Source organism: Vibrio minamisatsumaniensis, from assembly GCF_050337445.1.
In the GTDB taxonomy this organism is placed as follows: Bacteria; Pseudomonadota; Gammaproteobacteria; order Enterobacterales; family Vibrionaceae; genus Vibrio; species Vibrio artabrorum.
On record NZ_JAKJSY010000010.1, the window covers coordinates 90746 to 109922 of the forward strand.

Here is a 19177-nt window from a genome sequence, read left to right on the forward strand (position 1 = left end):
CGATTCTGACTTTACCACTGAAAAAGCTTCTTTAGCCACTGTTTTGGTTGACTTTCGCACCCCTTCTTAATGTTGCCACTCTCATCCCAAACAGGTAATTTGACGGCCCCATCACAGTCAAACTCTAACGCGCCTTCAGGTGTGCGGGTAAAGTGAGTTGTCACGATTCCAGTCGGCCAAGGCAGCAGCAATGGCTCTGGTGCTCGTTGCTTCAGGTAACTCGCATAAACACGTAACGCACCACTAGAGCCCGTTAGTTTGGTCGGCTTATTATCATCACGTCCCAGCCAGATGGTGGTCACATCTCGGCCATCAACCCCGACAAACCAACTGTCACGGCTATCATTACTGGTTCCTGTTTTTCCGGCTAACCCCGCCGATGAAAATTGCCCTTGCAAGAAACGCCCAGTGCCTTCCGATACAACCCGTTTCATCGCATAAGTCGTCAACCAAGCCGCTTGTTGATCAACACGTTGTGACACTTTAGGGATCGATTGATATAAAACGTTCCCCTCATTATCAATAACAGAACGAAGGGCTGATAATGGTGCAATGCGTCCAGAGTTCGTTATTGTCTGGAACATCTGCGCCACTTGAAATGGCGTCAGTGAGAATGCCCCTAAAAACATCGACGGCACAGGGCGAATCTCATCTTTATTAACCCCCAACTTTTCCAATGTTTTTGAGACGTTATCAATCCCTAATTGCATCCCTAAACGAACAGTAGGGACGTTGTAAGACTTAGACAATGCCACATACAAAGGCACGTCTCCACGGAACTTCCGGTCGAAGTTTCGTGGGCTCCAAACGCTACCTTTACTGCCTTTCAAACTCAGAGGCGTATCCTTTAAGGTGGTAGCAAGCGTATACTTTTGCGGATGTTCCAATGCCGTAAGATAGATAGCAGGTTTCACCAATGAACCAATTGGACGACTCGCATTCAGGGCCCGGTTAAAGCCATCATACCCCGCGCGTTTGCCCCCAACCATCGCGCGAATTTCGCCAGTGCTCCTGTCAACCGCTATCGCCGCTGCCTCTAGCTTATTCCCTGCTGTTTTAGATAATTCAGGCACTTTACGCGCAATCGACTTCTCTAGTTTGTCTTGAGAAACCGGATCAAGAGAAGTAAAGACTCGAATACCTTTCTGCGCTTCAAATCGATCGCCTACATACTTCTTCAGCTCAATACTTACCTGTTGGAAGTAAGCGGGCTGACGTCTAGCGATGCGTGGGTTGTCTTGAATATCTAAATCACGACTCGCGGCTTCTTCATACTGGCGCGGAGTTAAAATATCTTGTTGCATTAACAAACGCAGAACTAAATCACGTCGAGTTTTGGCACGTTCTGGGTATCGAACCGGATTATAATAAGACGGGCCTTTGACCATACCGACCAACAAGGCCAGCTGATCAATTCTCAGCTCTTGGATAGGCTGCCCGAAGTACAAGCGAGACGCCAATCCGAAGCCATGAATCGCTTCACCACCATTTTGCCCGAGGTAAACTTCATTCAGATAGGCCTCTAAGATCCGATCTTTGCTGTACCGATGATCCAAAATAAGCGCAATGTAGGCTTCTCGAAGCTTGCGCCACAGGGTGCGCTCACTGGATAGGAACAGGTTCTTCGCCAACTGTTGAGTCAACGTACTGCCCCCTTGTACCGTTCGCCCGGCTTTTAGATTGACCACCATCGCACGAGCGATTGCCAATGGTGACACGCCATCGTGCTGATAGAAATTACGATCTTCCGTGGCTAACAGCGCATCAACCATCACTTCTGGGAACTGGTTACGTTTTAAGAACAGACGCTGTTCATCGTTACCTTTCTCAAGCATGCCAAGCATCTTCGGTTCAATGCGCAGATACCCCATGTCGCCTTTTTTATCGAGCGATTGAATGCGAGTTAATTCGTTACCATTGAAGTACAACATCACATGGCGATCCATTTCTAACCCATCGACAAACTCAAATGGGCGTCGAATCATCTCGATCTTGGTTGAAGAAGAAGAGTACTCACCCGGATGACGAGGGGAGCTCACCTTGCGATAGTTGAGTACATCCAATTCGTTCTTAACTTTTATCAAGCTAATCGAAGTGCCTGGTGATAGGTCCAACACGCGCGCATAAACAACGGTCGGCAAATCAAATAACTGGCCTTCAAATCGCTGTTTAACGACAGAATCCAGATAAATACCGATGAACAACAACAGTGCAATTAACGCCAAGCCCACTTTCCAAGCTATGCCCCATAAAATCTTCATCCAACCTCTATGTTTTGAGCTATTGGCTTTTGATTTCCCTTTTCTGGCTGCCGCTTTCGGCTTTCTTGGTTTCGCTTTAGTCGCTGGTGACTTCTTTGCTGGCGCTTTTTTAGATGGTGCCTTTTTCGGCGTTAACATTTTGGTCATCATCGCTTCAACTGTTGTTTTGTTTTAGTGGTTGCTACATGGTTAGCAGGATCATCCGGCCAAGGATGTTTTGGGTAACGGCCTTTCATCTCTTTTTGTACTTCTTTGTACGCGCCAGCCCAAAAGCCAGCTAAATCTTGAGTAATTTGCAGTGGTCGCTGTGCTGGGGAAAGTAGTTCAAGCACCACTTTCTTACGCCCCTGAGCAATCAAAGGGGAGTCTTTCTCTCCAAAAACCTCTTGCATTCGAACAGAGATCACCGGCTCTGACAAATGCTGATATCGAATCGCCTTTTTGCTGCCTGTCGGCATCAAATAATGCGTTGGCAGCCATTGGTCTATTTCTTGATTCAAAGGCCAACCAAGATAAGCCGACAACGCCTGTTCAATCGAAACACTAGCCAGCCCTTTGGCCGATTTAATACCATTCAAATATGGCGATAACCACTCATCAAGGCGTTCAATTAAACTCGCGTCATCCATCGCTGGCCAATCATGCTCAGGCATCCAAGACTCTGCGCAACGCACACGCTCAACGAGCTGTTTAGCAGCAGGAGTCCAATTTAGACATTCAAGCCCACATCGAGCGATATAATTCAGTAACGCTTGGCTTATCTGGCTAGAATCAGGCTCTGGTAAAGATTTGCGACCAATAATCAGCTTACCCAGTAATAGCCTCTCTTCAGCAACCAAGCGACCACGTTTTTCATCCCAATCCACATGAGCTGCGCGGGTAAAAAGACCGCAGAATAAACGCTCTAGTTGCACAATATCGATAGGCGTCGCTAAAAATATCTGACTCGCTCGCCCTACACTGCGCATCAAATCAATCACAACAAGGTACTCATGATTAGCCAAGGGATCATCATCTCGGACTTCCGCTCCATGACCATTAGCAAGACGAAATGCACAGCTCGTGGTACTTCTCGATTGAGCAATTCTGTCTGGGAACGCCAAGCAAAGGACTAATGGTAACAATGATTCATCAAGTTGTGACAAATCTAAGTGATGATTAAGTTTGTTAGCGAGACTTTTCGCTCGCGGCATCACTACGCTGTTTTTCGAATGCTTTCTTTGCTTAAGTCGATGTAACGAGTGCTGAATGTCCGTCACGTTACGTTCAGGCTCTTCAAGCAAAGCCGCGGCAACAATCGCGACATTCAATAAAGCAGGACTACCTTGCTGCGCTTTAACTAACATGCTGGCAATACGCGGCTCAAGACCTAAACGTTGGGCCTGTTTTCCTAGTGCCGTAAATTGACCATTATCGTCTAATAATTCAAGAGCCTGTAAGAGTTGTTTAGCTTGTTCAATAGAAGCTTTTGGTGGAACGTCTAACCATTGCAATTCATCAGCACTCATCGCTCCCCATTGCGTCAATTCAGTGACCAACGAAGACAGATCAGAATGAAGAATTTCAGGTTCTGGTACAGCTGGTTGCTGAATCAGCTGCGTTTCGCTGTATAAACGAACGCACAAGCCCTCTTCAATTCGTCCCGCACGCCCCGCTCGTTGCTCGGCTGAAGACTGCGAGATCTTCACTTGCTCAAGCTTAGTAATACCGGTTTTTAGATCGAACTTTGCGACACGTTCCAACCCAGAGTCTACCACCAGTCGAATGCCTTCAATCGTCAAAGAGGTCTCAGCAATGTTGGTGGCTAACACCACCTTTCGACGTCCCTTCTCTGATGGCGCGATGGCTTTCTGTTGTTGAGAAAAGCTGAGTTGCCCATACAAAGGGCACACATCGATATCACCAGCAAGCTGTTCAAGTTGAGATTCAACTTGCTTAATCGCAGAAACGCCCGGTAAGAAAGCCAAAAGTGAGCCAGACTCTTTCTCCATCAGAGAGCGAATCACACTGGCCATTTTAGGGGCTAAGTATTCATTGGCATTGAGAGGCTGATAACGGAAATTGACCGGAAAGGTGCGGCCTTGTGATTCAACATATTTGGCATTCGGTAGCAGAGATTGCAGCGCTTGTTGATCTAAAGTAGCCGACATAACAATCACTTTTAGATCGTCACGCAGCGCCTCTTGGATCTCTAAGCTAAACGCCAATGCCGTATCAGCGTGCAAGCTCCGCTCATGGAACTCATCAAAGATCACCATATCCACCCCGCTCAATTCAGGGTCGGTTTGGATCATTCTTGTCATGATCCCTTCGGTGACGATTTCCAAGCGAGTCGCACTGCTGATTTTAGATTCGCCACGAACTCTAAAGCCAATGCTCTCTCCCACCTTTTCTCCCAATTGGCTCGCTAAGTAAGTGGCAATATTCCTGGCTGCCAGACGGCGAGGTTCCAGCATGATTATTTTGCCCTGAACGGCGTTGGTCTTAACCAACTGTAAAGGGAAGAATGTTGACTTACCCGCACCGGGAGCGGCCTTTAGAATAAGTTGAGTATGTGTATCTACGCCAGCGAGCAGATCTGGCATCACAGCTTCTATGGGCAGTTGTGGCAATGGGAGAACCTTGTGGTGTAATGTTGGCAACATTGTACATAAAAACCCACTGGTCTAAATAAGTAATATGCACTTCAATCCCCCTTTAGAGCCAGCGACTCTTATTAAGCGCTATAAACGTTTTCTCACTGACATCCAACTCCCAGACGGCAGTGAACGCACTATCCACTGTGCGAACACTGGAGCGATGACAGGGTGTGCGACGCCTGGCAATACGGTGTGGTACTCAACATCCGACAATGCAAAAAGAAAGTACCCAAACAGTTGGGAGATCTCAGAAACAGACAAAGGTCATCGAATTTGTATAAATACTGTGCGGGCAAACCCGCTAGCAGTGGAAGCAATTGAAAATGGGACTATAGTTGAACTCTTAGGTTATAACGTGTTACGAACTGAGGTGAAATATGGTCGTGAGAATAGTCGCATTGATATTCTGCTCGAAGATAACGACAAGCCACCTTGCTATATTGAAGTAAAAAGCGTCACTCTGCTCGACGAGCAAAAAACGTCATCTAAAGGGCAAGGCTTTTTCCCTGATGCGGTCACGACCAGAGGCCAAAAACATCTGCGTGAACTCACAGAAATGGTCGAATCTGGAAATAGAGCCGTACTTTTATTCACTGTTTTACATTCAGGTATTGAAAAAGTATCTGCGGCGCACCATATAGACGCCAAATATTCGTTATTACTAAAACAAGCACAAGACGCTGGAGTTGAAGTGCTTTGCTATAAAGCAGAGCTCAGTAGTACTCAAATACAACTAAAACAAGCTGTTGAATTTATCAATAGCTAAGCAAAGATGCTGAACTAATCACATTGATTGCAAGTTTGAATAAGAGTATTTGCCACCATTCGTTCTTTCTGCTATAGATACCCGCCTTAAAATTAGCTGCTTTGCAGTTGACTAGGTGTAAATAGGAGATGCTGTATGCCAGAATCTAAGAAAAAAGCGCTAGGCATCCTAGCCATCGCAGGTGTTGAACCGTACCAAGAAAAGCCAGGTGAAGAGTACATGTCACCTGAGCAAACGGAACATTTTACAAAAATTTTAGCAGCTTGGCGCAACCAGCTAAGGGAAGAAGTTGATCGTACTGTGCACCACATGCAGGACGAAGCCGCGAACTTTCCAGACCCTGTTGACCGAGCTTCTCAAGAAGAAGAGTTCAGCCTAGAGTTACGTAACCGTGACCGTGAGCGTCGTCTTATCAAGAAAATTGAGAAGACATTAGACAAGATCGAAGAAGATGATTTCGGCTTCTGTGATTCTTGCGGTATCGAGATCGGCATTCGTCGCCTTGAAGCTCGTCCAACGGCTGATCTTTGTATTGACTGTAAAACACTTGCAGAGATCAAAGAGAAACAGATGCAAGGTTAATTCTTGCAGATGTAAAGAAAGGGAGCCTTGGCTCCCTTTTTTGTTTGTTATCCAAGCGAAGTATTTCACACGCTTGATAGTAATTAGCAGCTTTAAGCCTTAGTTCTATACATCAAACCTTTTTTCTATAGATTGAAGCTTAGTTCTACGCATTAAAGCTCTTGTTAAACGTCTTAAGAATCGGTTACTGCGGTACCATTTAGATTAGGTTGTTCACTCATGAATTATATCGGGCGCTTTGCACCATCACCGTCAGGTCCTCTTCATTTTGGCTCACTGGTTGCTGCTCTTGGTAGCTACTTTCAAGCGAAATCTCACCAAGGAAAATGGTTGGTTCGCATCGAAGACCTAGACCCGCCAAGAGAAATGGATGGCGCGGCTGATCTCATTCTTAAGACGCTTGAGGCTTACCATCTCTTTTGGGATGGTGAGGTCGTTTATCAAAGTCAGCGTCACGATCTCTATCAAGCTCAAATTGACCAATGGATTACCGAAAATCAAGCCTACTACTGCCAATGCACCCGAAAACAGATAAAAGCAATGGGTGGCTTCTATAATGGCCATTGCCGAGATGCTGGATTGATTGATTCTGGCGAGCAAGCGGTGCGTTTGTGCATGGATTTTCCAGTCGAGTCCTTTGACGATGTGCGTCACGGTACCATTCAAATACCGAAAGCACTGGCTGAAGAAGACTTCATTATCAAACGCCGAGATGGGTTGTTTGCCTATAACTTGGCGGTTGTCCTTGATGACATCGAACAAGGAGTGACAGAAGTCGTAAGAGGCGCAGACCTGATTGAACCAACAGGGCGACAAATCAGTTTGTATAAAACACTCAAACAAAAAAACGTCAGTTACTTGCACTTACCATTGGCAATCGATAACTTGGGGAATAAACTGTCAAAACAGAATCATGCCACCGCGATAGATCTTGGTAACCCAAAACCAACGTTACTCAATGCTATGCAATTCTTAGGTTTTGATATCCCGACGGCCCTTTGTGATACTTCAATGGATGAGATTTTATTGTGGGGCTGCCGGCAATGGAACGTCAGTCAGCTACCTGATAGTTTACAAAAAGAGCACTGTGATTAGCTCGAAACTCACGGCAAATAGCAATAACGACACATAAAAATGCCATAACCAACCACTGTGGTTAAGCAGACGATGTTCTCAAATGGCTCGCGCTAAGCTATTATTAGCCGCAATTAAACTCTGCACTACCACTTTGGACTAAGAGAAAAACAAAGTTGGCGATACCTACTTTGTTCTAAACTAATGAATACAAACGACAATACCCCAAGCGAACAACGCGGATTCCACGAATTAGCACTGAATATTTATACTCGTCAAGAGCACAATATTTCACGCAAGCAGATCAGTGACAACGCACTAAAAGTGTTATATCGCCTAAATGGTGCGGGTTTTGACGCGTTTTTAGTCGGTGGTGGTGTGCGCGATATCTTATTAGGCTCTCAGCCAAAAGATTTTGATATTGCGACCAACGCTACGCCAGAACAAATCAAACACCTCTTTAGAAACTGCCGTCTTATCGGTCGCCGTTTCCGCTTGGCACATATCATGTTTGGCCGTGACATCATTGAAGTCGCGACTTTCCGTGGTCACCACCAAGAGCCATCAAAGAACGTTTCTGCCCAATCTAAAGAAGGTATGCTACTGCGCGATAACGTGTACGGCAGTGTTGATGAAGATGCAGAACGCCGTGATTTCACAATCAACGCGATGTACTACAACATTGCAGACTACAGCATCCACGATTACGCGGGGGGTGTAGAAGATCTAGAAGATAAACTGATCCGCCTAATTGGTGATCCAGAAACGCGTTACCGCGAAGACCCAGTACGTATGCTACGTGCAATGCGCTTCGCCGCTAAACTGGATTTCGATATCGAAGAAGATACCGCTGACCCGATTGAAGAGTTAGCACACCTATTAAAAGATATCCCAGCCGCACGCCTTTACGAAGAATCTCTCAAGTTACTGCAATCAGGCCATGGTTTAGAGACCTACCATCTGATGCGTGAATATAATCTGTTCCAACAAATGTTCCCATCCATCGCAGAGCACTTTACTGAGAGTTACGATTCTCGTACAGAACAGATGCTTGACTTAGTACTCGACTCAACCGACCTTCGCATTGAAGATGGCAAGCGAGTAAACCCAGCATTTATGTTTGCAGCGATCCTTTGGTACCCAATGAATAAGCTGGCAGACAAATTGGTCGCTGAACAGGGTATGGCACACTACGATGCGATCATGGAAGCAAGCAACATCATCCTTGATCAGCAAGTAAAATCGATTGCTATACCTCGTCGTCATACTGCGACTATTCGTGAAATTTGGCAGCTGCAAGTCCGACTTCCCCGCCGCAACGGTAAACGTGCTGTTCGCCTAATGGAACTCAACAAGTTCCGCGCTGGTTACGATTTCCTAGAAATGCGTGGTGAGCTCGAAGGCGGGGAAACCAAAGAGTTAGCAAAATGGTGGGAGCGTTATCAGACTGCTGGTCGCAACATGCGCCAAGCAATGGCTAACGACATTGCTGCCCCAGCAAAATCAGGCCATCGCCGCCGTAAGACTTACCGAAACAAAAAGAGTAAGCAATCAGAATGATAACGGCTTATATTGCGGTCGGCAGCAACCTTGCCGACCCCGTTAGCCAAGCTCATTTGGCTATCGAAACGCTAAAAAACCTACCGCGATCAACGTTTATTGCGACCTCTCAGCTATATAGTAGCACTCCAATGGGGCCGCAAAATCAACCCGATTACATCAACGCGGTTGTCGCTATCCAAACCGAATTAACGCCCATTGAACTGCTTGATTGCACTCAAAAGATCGAGCTAGAGCAGGGGCGTGTCCGTAAAGACGAACGTTGGGGACCAAGAACCTTGGATCTCGACATTGTGTTATACGGCAATGAGGTGATCGATTCAGAGCGCTTAATTGTTCCTCATTATGGAATGAAAGAACGAGAGTTTGTACTCTACCCGCTTGCTGAAATCGCACCAAGTTTACAACTCCCTGATGGGACTGAGCTGACAGAACTACTCAAAGTAGTCGATAAGAACGGGCTCAATGTTTGGCAACAATAGCCAAGCGCATTAAGGAAAAACAATGAAAAAAGTAACCATTAACGACCTGATCAAATGCAAACGTGAAGGCCGTAAATTCGCGACATCGACAGCTTATGATGCGAGCTTTGCTCAATTATTCGAAAGCCAAGAAATGCCAGTACTGCTTGTCGGTGATTCACTGGGTATGGTTTTACAAGGCCATAACGATACACTACCCGTCACCATTGAAGACATTGCTTACCATACACGCTCAGTACGTGCCGGTAGCCCAAACTGTCTTCTTATGGCTGATATGCCATTCATGAGCTACGCAACACCTGAGCAAGCTTGTGAGAATGCGGCCACCTTAATGCGTGCTGGCGCGAACATGGTAAAAATCGAAGGTGGCAGCTGGTTGGTCGATACTGTGAAGATGCTAACAGACCGCGCTGTACCAGTATGTGCACACTTAGGCTTAACGCCTCAATCGGTGAACATCTTTGGTGGTTATAAGGTTCAAGGTCGCGACGACGATCAAGCGGATAAAATGGTTGCTGACGCACTCGCGCTACAAAGCGCCGGGGCTCAAATCGTTCTCCTTGAATGTGTACCGGCTTCATTGGCAAAACGAATTACAGAAGCTTGTCACGTGCCGGTTATTGGTATTGGTGCTGGCAATGTTACCGATGGTCAGATCTTGGTTATGCATGATATGTTTGGTATCTCAGCCAACTACATGCCAAAATTCTCTAAGAATTTTTTAGCTGAAACAGGTGATATGCGTAAAGCTGTAGCGCTATATAAAGAAGACGTAGAGAGCGCTCGCTTCCCTGATGAAGCTCATACAATCGCTTAGGAGTAAGTATGCAAACTTTTGCTGAAATAGCGGCTCTTCGTGAGCAGATTAAACAGTTTAAGCGTGATGGACGTACGGTTGCTTTTGTGCCGACAATGGGAAACCTGCATGAAGGCCACCTGACTCTGGTAAAGAAAGCTCGAGAACTGGCAGACATCGTTGTGGTCAGCATCTTTGTAAACCCAATGCAGTTTGACCGCGCCGACGATCTAAACAACTACCCTCGCACGTTAGAGGCGGATTTAAGCAAACTAACAGGTGAAGGTGTTGAGCTAGTATTTACCCCAACCCCAGAAGTGATGTACCCAGATGGATTAGACAAACAGACGTTTGTTGAGGTCCCTGGCATATCTCAAATGCTTGAAGGGGCATCTCGCCCAGGCCACTTCCGCGGCGTAGCAACGATCGTGACTAAATTGTTTAATATCGTTCAGCCAGATTTTGCATGCTTCGGCGAGAAAGACTTCCAGCAACTTGCTGTAATTCGCCAGATGACGACTGACTTAGCGTTAGATATTCAAATTGTGGGTGTTGCGACCGTTCGAGAAATGGATGGTTTAGCCATGAGCTCTCGCAACAGTAATCTCACCATTGATGAGCGTCAACGGGCACCTGTTTTAGCGCGCACGATGCGTTGGATCAGCAGTGCCATTCGTGGAGGACGTGATGATTACGCGTCAATCGTTGAAGATGCCATCGATCAACTTCGAGCCGCTGGCCTGCACCCCGATGAGATTTTTATTTGCGATGCGAAAACACTACAAGCCATCACTTCAGAATCCACTCAAGCTGTGATCCTAATGTCGGCTTTCCTAGGTAAGACTCGTCTTATCGATAACCAAGTTCTCGACTTGGTAACGGAAACTAAAGAAGAAGTGAAAGAAGAAGCAACTGAATAATTGGCTTCTGCTCTTAACGCAAAACAAAAGCACAAATGAAAGATATAAAAAAGGTCGATGTAATATCGACCTTTTTCTTTGCCTGTTACTTAGATTAACCAAAGATTAGCTACGTAAGCCAATACCCTTTGTCACTAGGTAGTGTGCAATGCCATATAACAGCACGATAAACACACCAAGCACGCTAAATGACGTTACGATACCCACATCAGACACGCCTAAGAAGCCGTATCGGAATGCATTGACCATGTACACAATCGGGTTCAGCTTCGACACGCCTTGCCAAAATTCAGGCAATAGGCTGATCGAGTAGAATACCCCACCAAGGTATGTCAGAGGCGTTAAAATAAAAGTCGGGATAATAGAGATATCATCAAATGTGCGTGCGAACACGGCATTAATTAAACCACCAAGAGCGAACACAATAGAAGTTAAAAATACCGTCGCAATGATCACCCCCCAATGGTCAACTTGTAGGTCGACAAAGAACAAGGATACGAAAGTGACTATGGTGCCCACTAACAAGCCACGAACCACTCCCCCCATGACGAAGCCGGCAATGATCACGTAATTGGGAACCGGTGCGACGAGCAACTCTTCAATGTTCTTTTGAAATTTGGCACTAAAAAACGATGAAGCAACGTTGGAGTATGAGTTGGTGATCACCGACATCATGATCAGGCCGGGCACAATATATTCCATGTAACTAAAGCCGTTCATTTCTCCGATTCTCGCACCGATAAGGTTACCGAAGATGATGAAATAAAGCGTCATCGTAATCGCAGGCGGTACTAACGTTTGTACCCAGATACGCGTAAAGCGATTAATCTCTTTGGTCAATAAGCTACAAAAAGCGGTCCAATATAGACGGTACATATTATTTACTCCCCTCTCGAACAATACTCACAAACAGCTCCTCTAGACGATTCGCTTTATTACGCATAGAAAGGACTTTCACATTCTGTTCACTCAACTGGGCAAAGATTGAGTTCAAACCTAAGTTTTTGTCAATTTCGATTTCTAAAGAGCCATTGACCAAGGCTTGGCTATTCACACCTTCAAGCTTAGGTTCAGATGCCCCCTCTTCAAGATCGAGAATAAAGGTCTCTGCACTCAATTTACCCAACAGTGCTTTCATTGTTGTGTTCTCAATCAGTTCACCGCGATTGATGATTCCAATATTGCGACACAGCATTTCCGCTTCTTCGAGATAGTGTGTGGTCAAGATAATGGTCGTGCCTTGCTTTTCATTAATGTCCTTTAAGAACTCCCACATTGAACGACGCAGTTCAATATCAACCCCCGCCGTAGGTTCATCAAGAATCAAGAGCTTAGGCTCATGCATCAGTGCACGAGCGATCATTAAACGACGCTTCATCCCTCCCGACAAATTACGAGCACGTTCGCTGCGTTTATCCCACAAATCTAACTGAGATAGGTACTTCTTTGCCCGCTCTTTAGCAAGCGCTTTCGGTACGCCGTAGTAACCGGCTTGTTGCAGCACAATCTGCTCAACCCTTTCGAATGGGTTAAAGTTAAATTCTTGAGGCACTAACCCCAAATTCTGCTTGGCCAATTCCAAATCAGTATCAATGTCATAACCGAAGACATTAACCTTGCCAGAAGTCTTATTGACCAGAGAGGAGATAACACCAATGGTGGTTGATTTACCCGCTCCGTTTGGGCCAAGTAGCGCGTAAAAGTCGCCTTTTTTGACTTGTAAACTAATGCCTTTGAGAGCCTCAAAGCCCCCGGAATACGTTTTTCTTAATTGCTCAATTTCTAATGCATACATAGAGATAGACTGCCATTTGCGATAGATACGTGTCGTTGGTCGAACATGAGGAAGTGTGTGCAGCGTTAAACGAACAAGTTAAAACCCGCTTAAAACTTATCTGCACGACCATTTTGCCAGCAAGTCTATCGTTGAATTACGATGAACACAAATGTCGATTGAGCATTTCTTTAAGGACGAGAGGCAAGCGACTATCAATAAAAGAAAAAAAACGCCAAATCATCAATTTAGCAACTTTCATAATGGCTCAATAATACATAATCGATTGAAACATAAATTCAAACTAAGGTTGAAGTTCAGACTGCGACAAATTGATGTTCATCTCTGTCTACATAGCTTGTTGCCGCCGTTAACGCTTCATATCTAAATCGGTAGGTGTTGGATTCAGGCACGAGATCAATCACGTGGAATTTCTCTAGCTGTTGACGTGTATTTTCATTCGGACACAGCAAATAAACTTCGCACTGCGCATCTAAGGCATCTTTGATCGCATTTTCGAGCGCCAAACCAACGGTTACGTCAATCATCGGGACATCTGTCAAATCTAAAATCATGGCTTCATAGTCTGAGATGCTTGAGTGCTGACGTGAGATCGCTTTCGATACACTGAAGATCATCGGGCCAGAAAGATAGAAGAACAATACTTTGCCATTAGCAGAGTCTAACAACTGGCGTTCACTATCCGTTAGTGGAATATCCTCTTCATCATCACCATCACTGATTGCCTTAACTTGTCTCGCTTGCTCTCGGCTCAATCTTTCAATAATCAGGATGTTCGAAATAAAAACACCAAGGCCAACCGCAATGATCAAATCAACAAATACGGTTAACAGCATCACACCATACATCACGCCCATACCCGCATAACTGACCTTATGCGCACGTTGGATGAAACTCCAATCGAGTATATTGAAACCGACATACATTGCTATGCCAGCTAAAACCGCCATAGGAATCGGTTCGGTTAAGCCACCCGCAACCAATACCACTAGCGCAAGTACTAACGCTCGAATAACACCTGAAAGCGGAGAACGCGCTCCCACCTGAATATTGGTTACCGTGCCCATCGTGGCACCAGCACCGGGAAGCGCACCAAACAAACCTGAAATCATATTGGCGATACCCTGCCCGCGAAGTTCCTTGTCGGAATCGTGCTCTTTACGAGTCAGTGAGTCTCCAATAACGGCGGTCAAGAGCGTATCAATACAACCAAGCGTACCTAGCACTAACGCATCAATAACCATGGTGGTGAATTGCTCAGCACTGATAGTAGGAATAACCAGAGAAGGCAAACCCGCTGAAATTTCACCAATTCGACGAATGGAATCGGTATCAAAAATAATGACGGAAAAGAGCGTAACAGCAATCAAAGCAACCAGCTGAGCGGGCACATACTTGCGATATTTAGCCGGAAAACCGAAAAGAATAGCGAGCGTTAATGCCCCTAAGAACAGTTCGCTGATTTTAAGATTAGCCAGTGTATCAGGAAGCGCAGAGAGCGTGCCTATTACCCCGCCAGAGGGAGCGGCATGTCCTAATAAAGGAGACAACTGAAGAATAATTAGAATAACGCCGATACCCGACATAAACCCAGAGATCACGCTATATGGCATCAAAGTAACATATTTTCCGAGCTTTAATGTACCCAGTAATATCTGAAAAGCCCCTGCCATCATCACAACAGTAAAGGTCATTGCCATTCCACTTTCAGGGTACTTGGTGACCATACTTGTCATAACAGCGGTCATGATCACCGTCATTGGACCGGTAGGCTCTGATATCAAACTGCTCGAACCACCGAACAATGCGGCAAATAGGCCCACCATGATCGCGCCCCAAAGGCCAGCCTCAGCTCCCGCCCCAGAAGCAACGCCAAATGCCAACGCTAATGGCAGTGAAATAATCGCAGTCGTTACGCCGCCAAACATGTCACCTTTGAGATTGATATCCGTAAAACGATGTCCCAACAAAATACACTTTCCTGATGATTAATGAACAAATTTCATCACTCTAGCAAATGAGTGAGCCATGCCGAAAGTGGTAAATCAATCACATTGTTTATGTCTTATAACCAGATGGTAGCTTATGTGCTAAGTTAATGATTTTAGGGACTAGAACACGTCAGATGAGTGCGTATTAATCGATTTTTTACGGGATTGAATTTGTAACATTGTGTATAGTTACCATTCTTAATTAAGGGATGTAAGACGTAAAATGCCAGAAATTAAACAGCTTTTTGAAAATAATTCTAAATGGTCAGAGTCTATTCGCTCTGAACGACCAGAATACTTTGCTACGCTTGAAGAGGGACAAAACCCTGGTTTCCTATGGATAGGTTGTTCTGATAGCCGTGTACCGGCCGAGCGTCTCACGGGTTTATATTCCGGCGAACTGTTTGTTCATCGAAATGTGGCCAACCAAGTCATTCATACCGATCTTAACTGCTTATCAGTTGTACAATACGCAGTGGACGTACTCAAAGTTAAGCACATCATTGTCTGTGGTCACTATGGTTGTGGTGGTGTCAATGCCGCGATTGATAACCCTAAACTAGGTCTGATCAATAACTGGCTACTTCACATCCGTGATAACTACCTTAAATATCGTAAGCAGATTGAATCTCTACCTCGTGAACAATGGGGTGACAAACTCTGTGAGATTAACGTCGCAGAGCAAGTCTACAACCTCGGTAACTCAACCATCATCCAAACCGCATGGGAACGTGGGCAAGAGATTGAAATCCATGGTGTCGTATACGGTATCGGTAATGGTAAGCTGCAAGATCTTGGGGTACGTTGTTCAAGTAATGACACGCTAGAAAACACCCATCTAGAAGCACTTGATAAAATCCTGTCATCACCAACTCTTGGTTGATACTGAAAGCGAAAAATATGAAAAAGGCTCGCACAGTGCGAGCCTTTTATGTTTTTCTCAAGAAAGACAAAGATTACTCTTGAGGAACAACTTTACCAATATACGGTAAGTGACGATATTTTTGTGCGTAATCAATACCCACACCAACAACAAACTCATCCGGGATTTCAAAACCAATCCACTTAGTATCGACAATGACTTCACGACGAGAAGGTTTGTCCAGTAACGTGCAGATTTCGATAGATTTAGGACCACGTAGGCTCAGAATCTCTTTCACTTTCGTCAGTGTATTACCCGTATCGATAATATCTTCTACCAGCAAAACGTCTTTACCTTGAATATCGTCATCAAGATCTTTCAAAATACGTACATCACGCGAACTTTCCATGCCATTGCCATAGCTAGACGCCGTCATGAAATCAACTTGGTGAGTTAAATCGATAGCGCGAGCAAGATCCGCCATAAAGACAAAAGATCCACGTAATAAGCCAACTAAAACAAGATCTTCACTACCGTTGTAATGCTCCGTGATCTGTTTACCTAATTCGCTCACTCGATCCTGAACTTCTTGCTCAGAGATCATGACTTCAACTGTATGCTTCATACTGCTCTCATTTTATTTAGTGATTGCGACCAATATTGACCGTTTCGCCAGGTTTGCCGCTCAATTTTGTGGCTAAGTCTAGCATTGCTCAAATACCCACACCACCTTATGACTCGAATTTGCTGTTAGATTATCAACGATTGTGCACACAAAGACTTGTCCAACCGTCGCTTTCTCTCATATCTATGCTGATCACGCTTTATGGATCAACTGCCTATAAAACAAGCTCAAAGGATTGACCATATTCATATGCACCATTACACTCATTAGTGCTTAAATAATAATAAAATCATTAATATAAAAAATTCGTTGGCAAGGAAAATAAAATGGACTCAATATCTAAGAGACCTAGAACTAGGCTTTCACCCTTAAAAAGAAAACTTCAATTGATGGAAATCGCGCTCGAGGTCTTCTCTCGTCGTGGTATTGGACGTGGCGGTCATGCAGACATCGCAGACATTGCCCAAGTTTCCGTTGCAACCGTATTTAACTACTTTCCAACCCGTGAAGATCTGGTTGATGAGGTGCTGAATCACGTAGTCCGTCAATTCTCTAATTTTCTCTCAGACACGATCGATCTCGATATTCACGCAAAAGAGAATTTACACAATATCACGAACGAAATGGTGAGCTTAGTCGCTAAAAACTGCCATTGGTTGAATGTTTGGTTCGAATGGAGCACTTCGACTCGTGATGAAGTATGGCCTCTATTTGTAACAACAAATCGTACGAATCAAATGTTAGTGGAAAATATGTTTAGTCAAGCGATTGAACGTGGTGAAGTCAGCAACAAGCATGCGCCTAAACACCTAACAAACCTATTCCATGGCATTTGTTACTCGCTATTTATCCAAGCGAAACGTGCAGAAACACCAGAAGAGCTTTCAAGCTTAACGGATAGCTACTTGAACATGCTGTGCATTTATAAGTAGATTCGAGATTCGAGATTCGAGATTCGAGATTCGAGATTCGAGATTCGAGATTCGAGATTCGAGATTCGAGATTCGAGTAAAATGATTTAAGGATTGGCGTTTTTCGTCAATCCTTTTTGATTGCCAATAGATTGCTATGAGTTGAAAGAGATTCCCTACTCCTTCCTTCGTCAGTCTAGGGAATCACGGACATATAGAGTGACAGTTCTCACTTCACACTAAAGAATCACCAAAGCATAAACGTCAACACCTCACTTCGTCATCCTCAAGAGCGAGGGACGAGCGAGTTGGGGATCTCTACAAGCATGACGACCAACGTTTCTTCAGACATAAAAAAACCGCTGACGAGTCAGCGGCTTTTAAAAACATTAGCGAGTGGCTAAAAAAGAATTACTTCTTCTTTTTCACTGCTTTCTTGTTTGGAAGGTCAGTGATTGAACCTTCAAATACTTCCGCAGCTAGACCAACAGACTCGTGTAGCGTTGGGTGAGCGTGGATAGTAAGAGCGATATCTTCTGCATCACAACCCATTTCGATTGCTAGGCCGATTTCGCCAAGAAGTTCACCACCGTTCGTACCAACAACAGCACCACCGATTACGCGATGAGTCTCTTTATCGAAGATCATCTTAGTCATACCGTCTGCACAGTCAGAAGCGATTGCACGACCAGAAGCAGCCCAAGGGAAAGTCGCAACTTCGTAGTTGATGCCTTCAGCTTTCGCTTCTTTCTCAGTCTTACCTACCCAAGCAACTTCTGGCTCAGTGTACGCAATGGATGGGATGACTTTAGGGTCGAAGTAGTGCTTCTTACCAGAGATAACTTCAGCAGCTACGTGACCTTCATGCACACCTTTGTGAGCAAGCATTGGTTGACCAACAACGTCACCGATCGCGTGGATGTGAGGAACGTTAGTACGCATTTGCTTATCAACATTGATGAAGCCACGTTCATCAACTTCGATACCCGCTTTTTCAGCGTCGATAAGTGCACCGTTTGGAACACGACCGATAGCAACAAGAACAGCATCGTAGCGCTCAGCTTCAGCTGGTGCTTTTTTGCCTTCCATTGAAACGTAGATACCGTCTTCTTTCGCTTCAACAGCAGTCACTTTAGTTTCAAGCATTAGCTTGAACTTATTCTTAATGCGCTTAGTGAAAACTTTAACGATGTCTTTATCCGCAGCAGGGATAACTTGATCGAACATCTCTACAACTTCAACTTTAGAACCTAGAGAGTGGTAAACCGTACCCATCTCAAGACCGATGATACCGCCGCCCATGATAAGCAGTTTTTCAGGTACATCTTTCAGCTCAAGTGCATCCGTAGAATCCCAAATACGTGGGTCTTCATGTGGGATGAAAGGAAGTTTGATTGGGCGAGAACCCGCTGCAATAATTGCATTATCAAAGTTAATTGTTGTCGTTTCTTCGCCAACAACTTCGATGCTATTAGGACCAGTGAACTTACCGAAACCGTTAACAACCGTAACGTTACGCATCTTAGCCATACCGCCAAGACCACCAGTCAGTTGATCTACTACTTTTTCTTTCCAAATACGGATTTTGTTGATGTCCGTTTGTGGCTCGCCGAATACAACGCCGTGCTCTGCCATCGCTTTCGCTTCTTCAATGACTTTTGAAACATGAAGAAGTGCTTTTGATGGAATACAACCAACGTTTAGACATACACCACCAAGCGTGCTGTAACGTTCTACCAGAACGGTTTCTAGACCTAAATCCGCACAACGGAATGCTGCTGAGTAACCAGCAGGACCTGAACCAAGTACAACAACTTGGGCTTTAATTTCTTTGCTCATTGTGACCTCTTGTAGTCATTATCCCTAACAGGCTGAGTAGATGTTCTTAAAATCATTGGGCTTTCAAACAGGAA

At 45.0% G+C, this 19177-nt stretch carries 16 protein-coding genes; 9 read left to right on the top strand and 7 right to left on the bottom strand.

Annotation, left to right across the window (positions count from 1 at the left end):
* Nucleotides 1-11: 11 nt before the first annotated feature.
* Both mrcB and hrpB read right to left on the bottom strand, forming a co-directional pair.
* Nucleotides 12-2411, bottom strand: coding sequence for a penicillin-binding protein 1B (gene mrcB, locus L4B77_RS01985; protein WP_429748243.1), 2400 nt, complete (start codon nt 2409-2411; stop codon nt 12-14).
* Nucleotides 2408-4906 (bottom strand): ATP-dependent helicase HrpB, encoded by a 2499-nt coding sequence (hrpB, locus tag L4B77_RS01990; protein WP_429748244.1) that lies wholly within the window; start codon nt 4904-4906, stop codon nt 2408-2410. Before hrpB ends, mrcB begins: the two co-directional genes overlap by 4 nt.
* Nucleotides 4907-4940: 34 nt before the next feature.
* On the opposite strand from hrpB, the gene sfsA reads away from it, so the two are divergent.
* The 7 genes from sfsA (at nt 4941) to panC (ending at nt 11080) form a co-directional block, all read left to right on the top strand.
* Entirely contained in the window at nt 4941-5666 is a 726-nt protein-coding gene (gene sfsA, locus L4B77_RS01995; RefSeq protein WP_261838047.1) for a DNA/RNA nuclease SfsA, read from the top strand.
* 135 nt (nt 5667-5801) lie between these two features.
* On the top strand, nt 5802-6248 hold the full coding sequence (gene dksA / locus L4B77_RS02000) for an RNA polymerase-binding protein DksA (RefSeq protein WP_004738189.1): 447 nt from the start codon (nt 5802-5804) through the stop codon (nt 6246-6248).
* Nucleotides 6249-6467: 219 nt separating this feature from the next.
* Nucleotides 6468-7343 (top strand): tRNA glutamyl-Q(34) synthetase GluQRS, encoded by an 876-nt coding sequence (gluQRS, locus tag L4B77_RS02005; protein ID WP_261838048.1) that lies wholly within the window; start codon nt 6468-6470, stop codon nt 7341-7343.
* 183 nt (nt 7344-7526) lie between these two features.
* A complete protein-coding gene (gene pcnB / locus L4B77_RS02010; protein ID WP_429748245.1) occupies nt 7527-8882 on the top strand; it encodes a polynucleotide adenylyltransferase PcnB in 1356 nt (451 codons plus the stop codon).
* Nucleotides 8879-9364, top strand: coding sequence for a 2-amino-4-hydroxy-6-hydroxymethyldihydropteridine diphosphokinase (gene folK, locus L4B77_RS02015; protein ID WP_261838050.1), 486 nt, complete (start codon nt 8879-8881; stop codon nt 9362-9364). Before pcnB ends, folK begins: the two co-directional genes overlap by 4 nt.
* A gap of 22 nt (nt 9365-9386) precedes the next feature.
* On the top strand, nt 9387-10181 hold the full coding sequence (gene panB / locus L4B77_RS02020) for a 3-methyl-2-oxobutanoate hydroxymethyltransferase (RefSeq protein ID WP_261838051.1): 795 nt from the start codon (nt 9387-9389) through the stop codon (nt 10179-10181).
* Between the two features lie 8 nt (nt 10182-10189).
* Nucleotides 10190-11080, top strand: a complete 891-nt coding sequence (gene panC / locus L4B77_RS02025) for a pantoate--beta-alanine ligase (RefSeq protein WP_372039493.1) — start codon at nt 10190-10192, stop codon at nt 11078-11080.
* 105 nt (nt 11081-11185) lie between these two features.
* Here panC and L4B77_RS02030 read toward each other — a convergent pair whose 3' ends face one another.
* From L4B77_RS02030 to L4B77_RS02040, 3 genes are all read right to left on the bottom strand, one after another.
* The gene (locus L4B77_RS02030) at nt 11186-11956 is read right to left on the bottom strand and encodes an ABC transporter permease (protein WP_372039492.1); all 771 of its coding nucleotides are present in this window, start codon (nt 11954-11956) and stop codon (nt 11186-11188) included.
* A gap of 1 nt (nt 11957) precedes the next feature.
* On the bottom strand, nt 11958-12875 hold the full coding sequence (locus L4B77_RS02035; protein WP_261838054.1) for an ABC transporter ATP-binding protein: 918 nt from the start codon (nt 12873-12875) through the stop codon (nt 11958-11960).
* Between the two features lie 296 nt (nt 12876-13171).
* Entirely contained in the window at nt 13172-14803 is a 1632-nt protein-coding gene (locus L4B77_RS02040) for a SulP family inorganic anion transporter (RefSeq protein ID WP_429748261.1), read from the bottom strand.
* Between the two features lie 286 nt (nt 14804-15089).
* Between L4B77_RS02040 and can the strand changes: the two genes are divergently transcribed.
* A complete protein-coding gene (can, locus tag L4B77_RS02045) occupies nt 15090-15749 on the top strand; it encodes a carbonate dehydratase (RefSeq protein WP_429748246.1) in 660 nt (219 codons plus the stop codon).
* A gap of 73 nt (nt 15750-15822) precedes the next feature.
* Here the strand turns inward: can and hpt are convergent, their stop codons facing one another.
* The gene (hpt, locus tag L4B77_RS02050) at nt 15823-16353 is read right to left on the bottom strand and encodes a hypoxanthine phosphoribosyltransferase (RefSeq protein WP_261838056.1); all 531 of its coding nucleotides are present in this window, start codon (nt 16351-16353) and stop codon (nt 15823-15825) included.
* 326 nt (nt 16354-16679) lie between these two features.
* On the opposite strand from hpt, the gene L4B77_RS02055 reads away from it, so the two are divergent.
* Nucleotides 16680-17285, top strand: coding sequence for a LuxR/HapR/OpaR family quorum-sensing transcriptional regulator (locus L4B77_RS02055; RefSeq protein ID WP_429748247.1), 606 nt, complete (start codon nt 16680-16682; stop codon nt 17283-17285).
* Between the two features lie 390 nt (nt 17286-17675).
* Here the strand turns inward: L4B77_RS02055 and lpdA are convergent, their stop codons facing one another.
* Nucleotides 17676-19103: a dihydrolipoyl dehydrogenase gene (lpdA, locus tag L4B77_RS02060; RefSeq protein WP_429748248.1), complete on the bottom strand. Its 1428-nt coding sequence runs from the start codon at nt 19101-19103 to the stop codon at nt 17676-17678.
* Nucleotides 19104-19177: the final 74 nt, after the last annotated feature.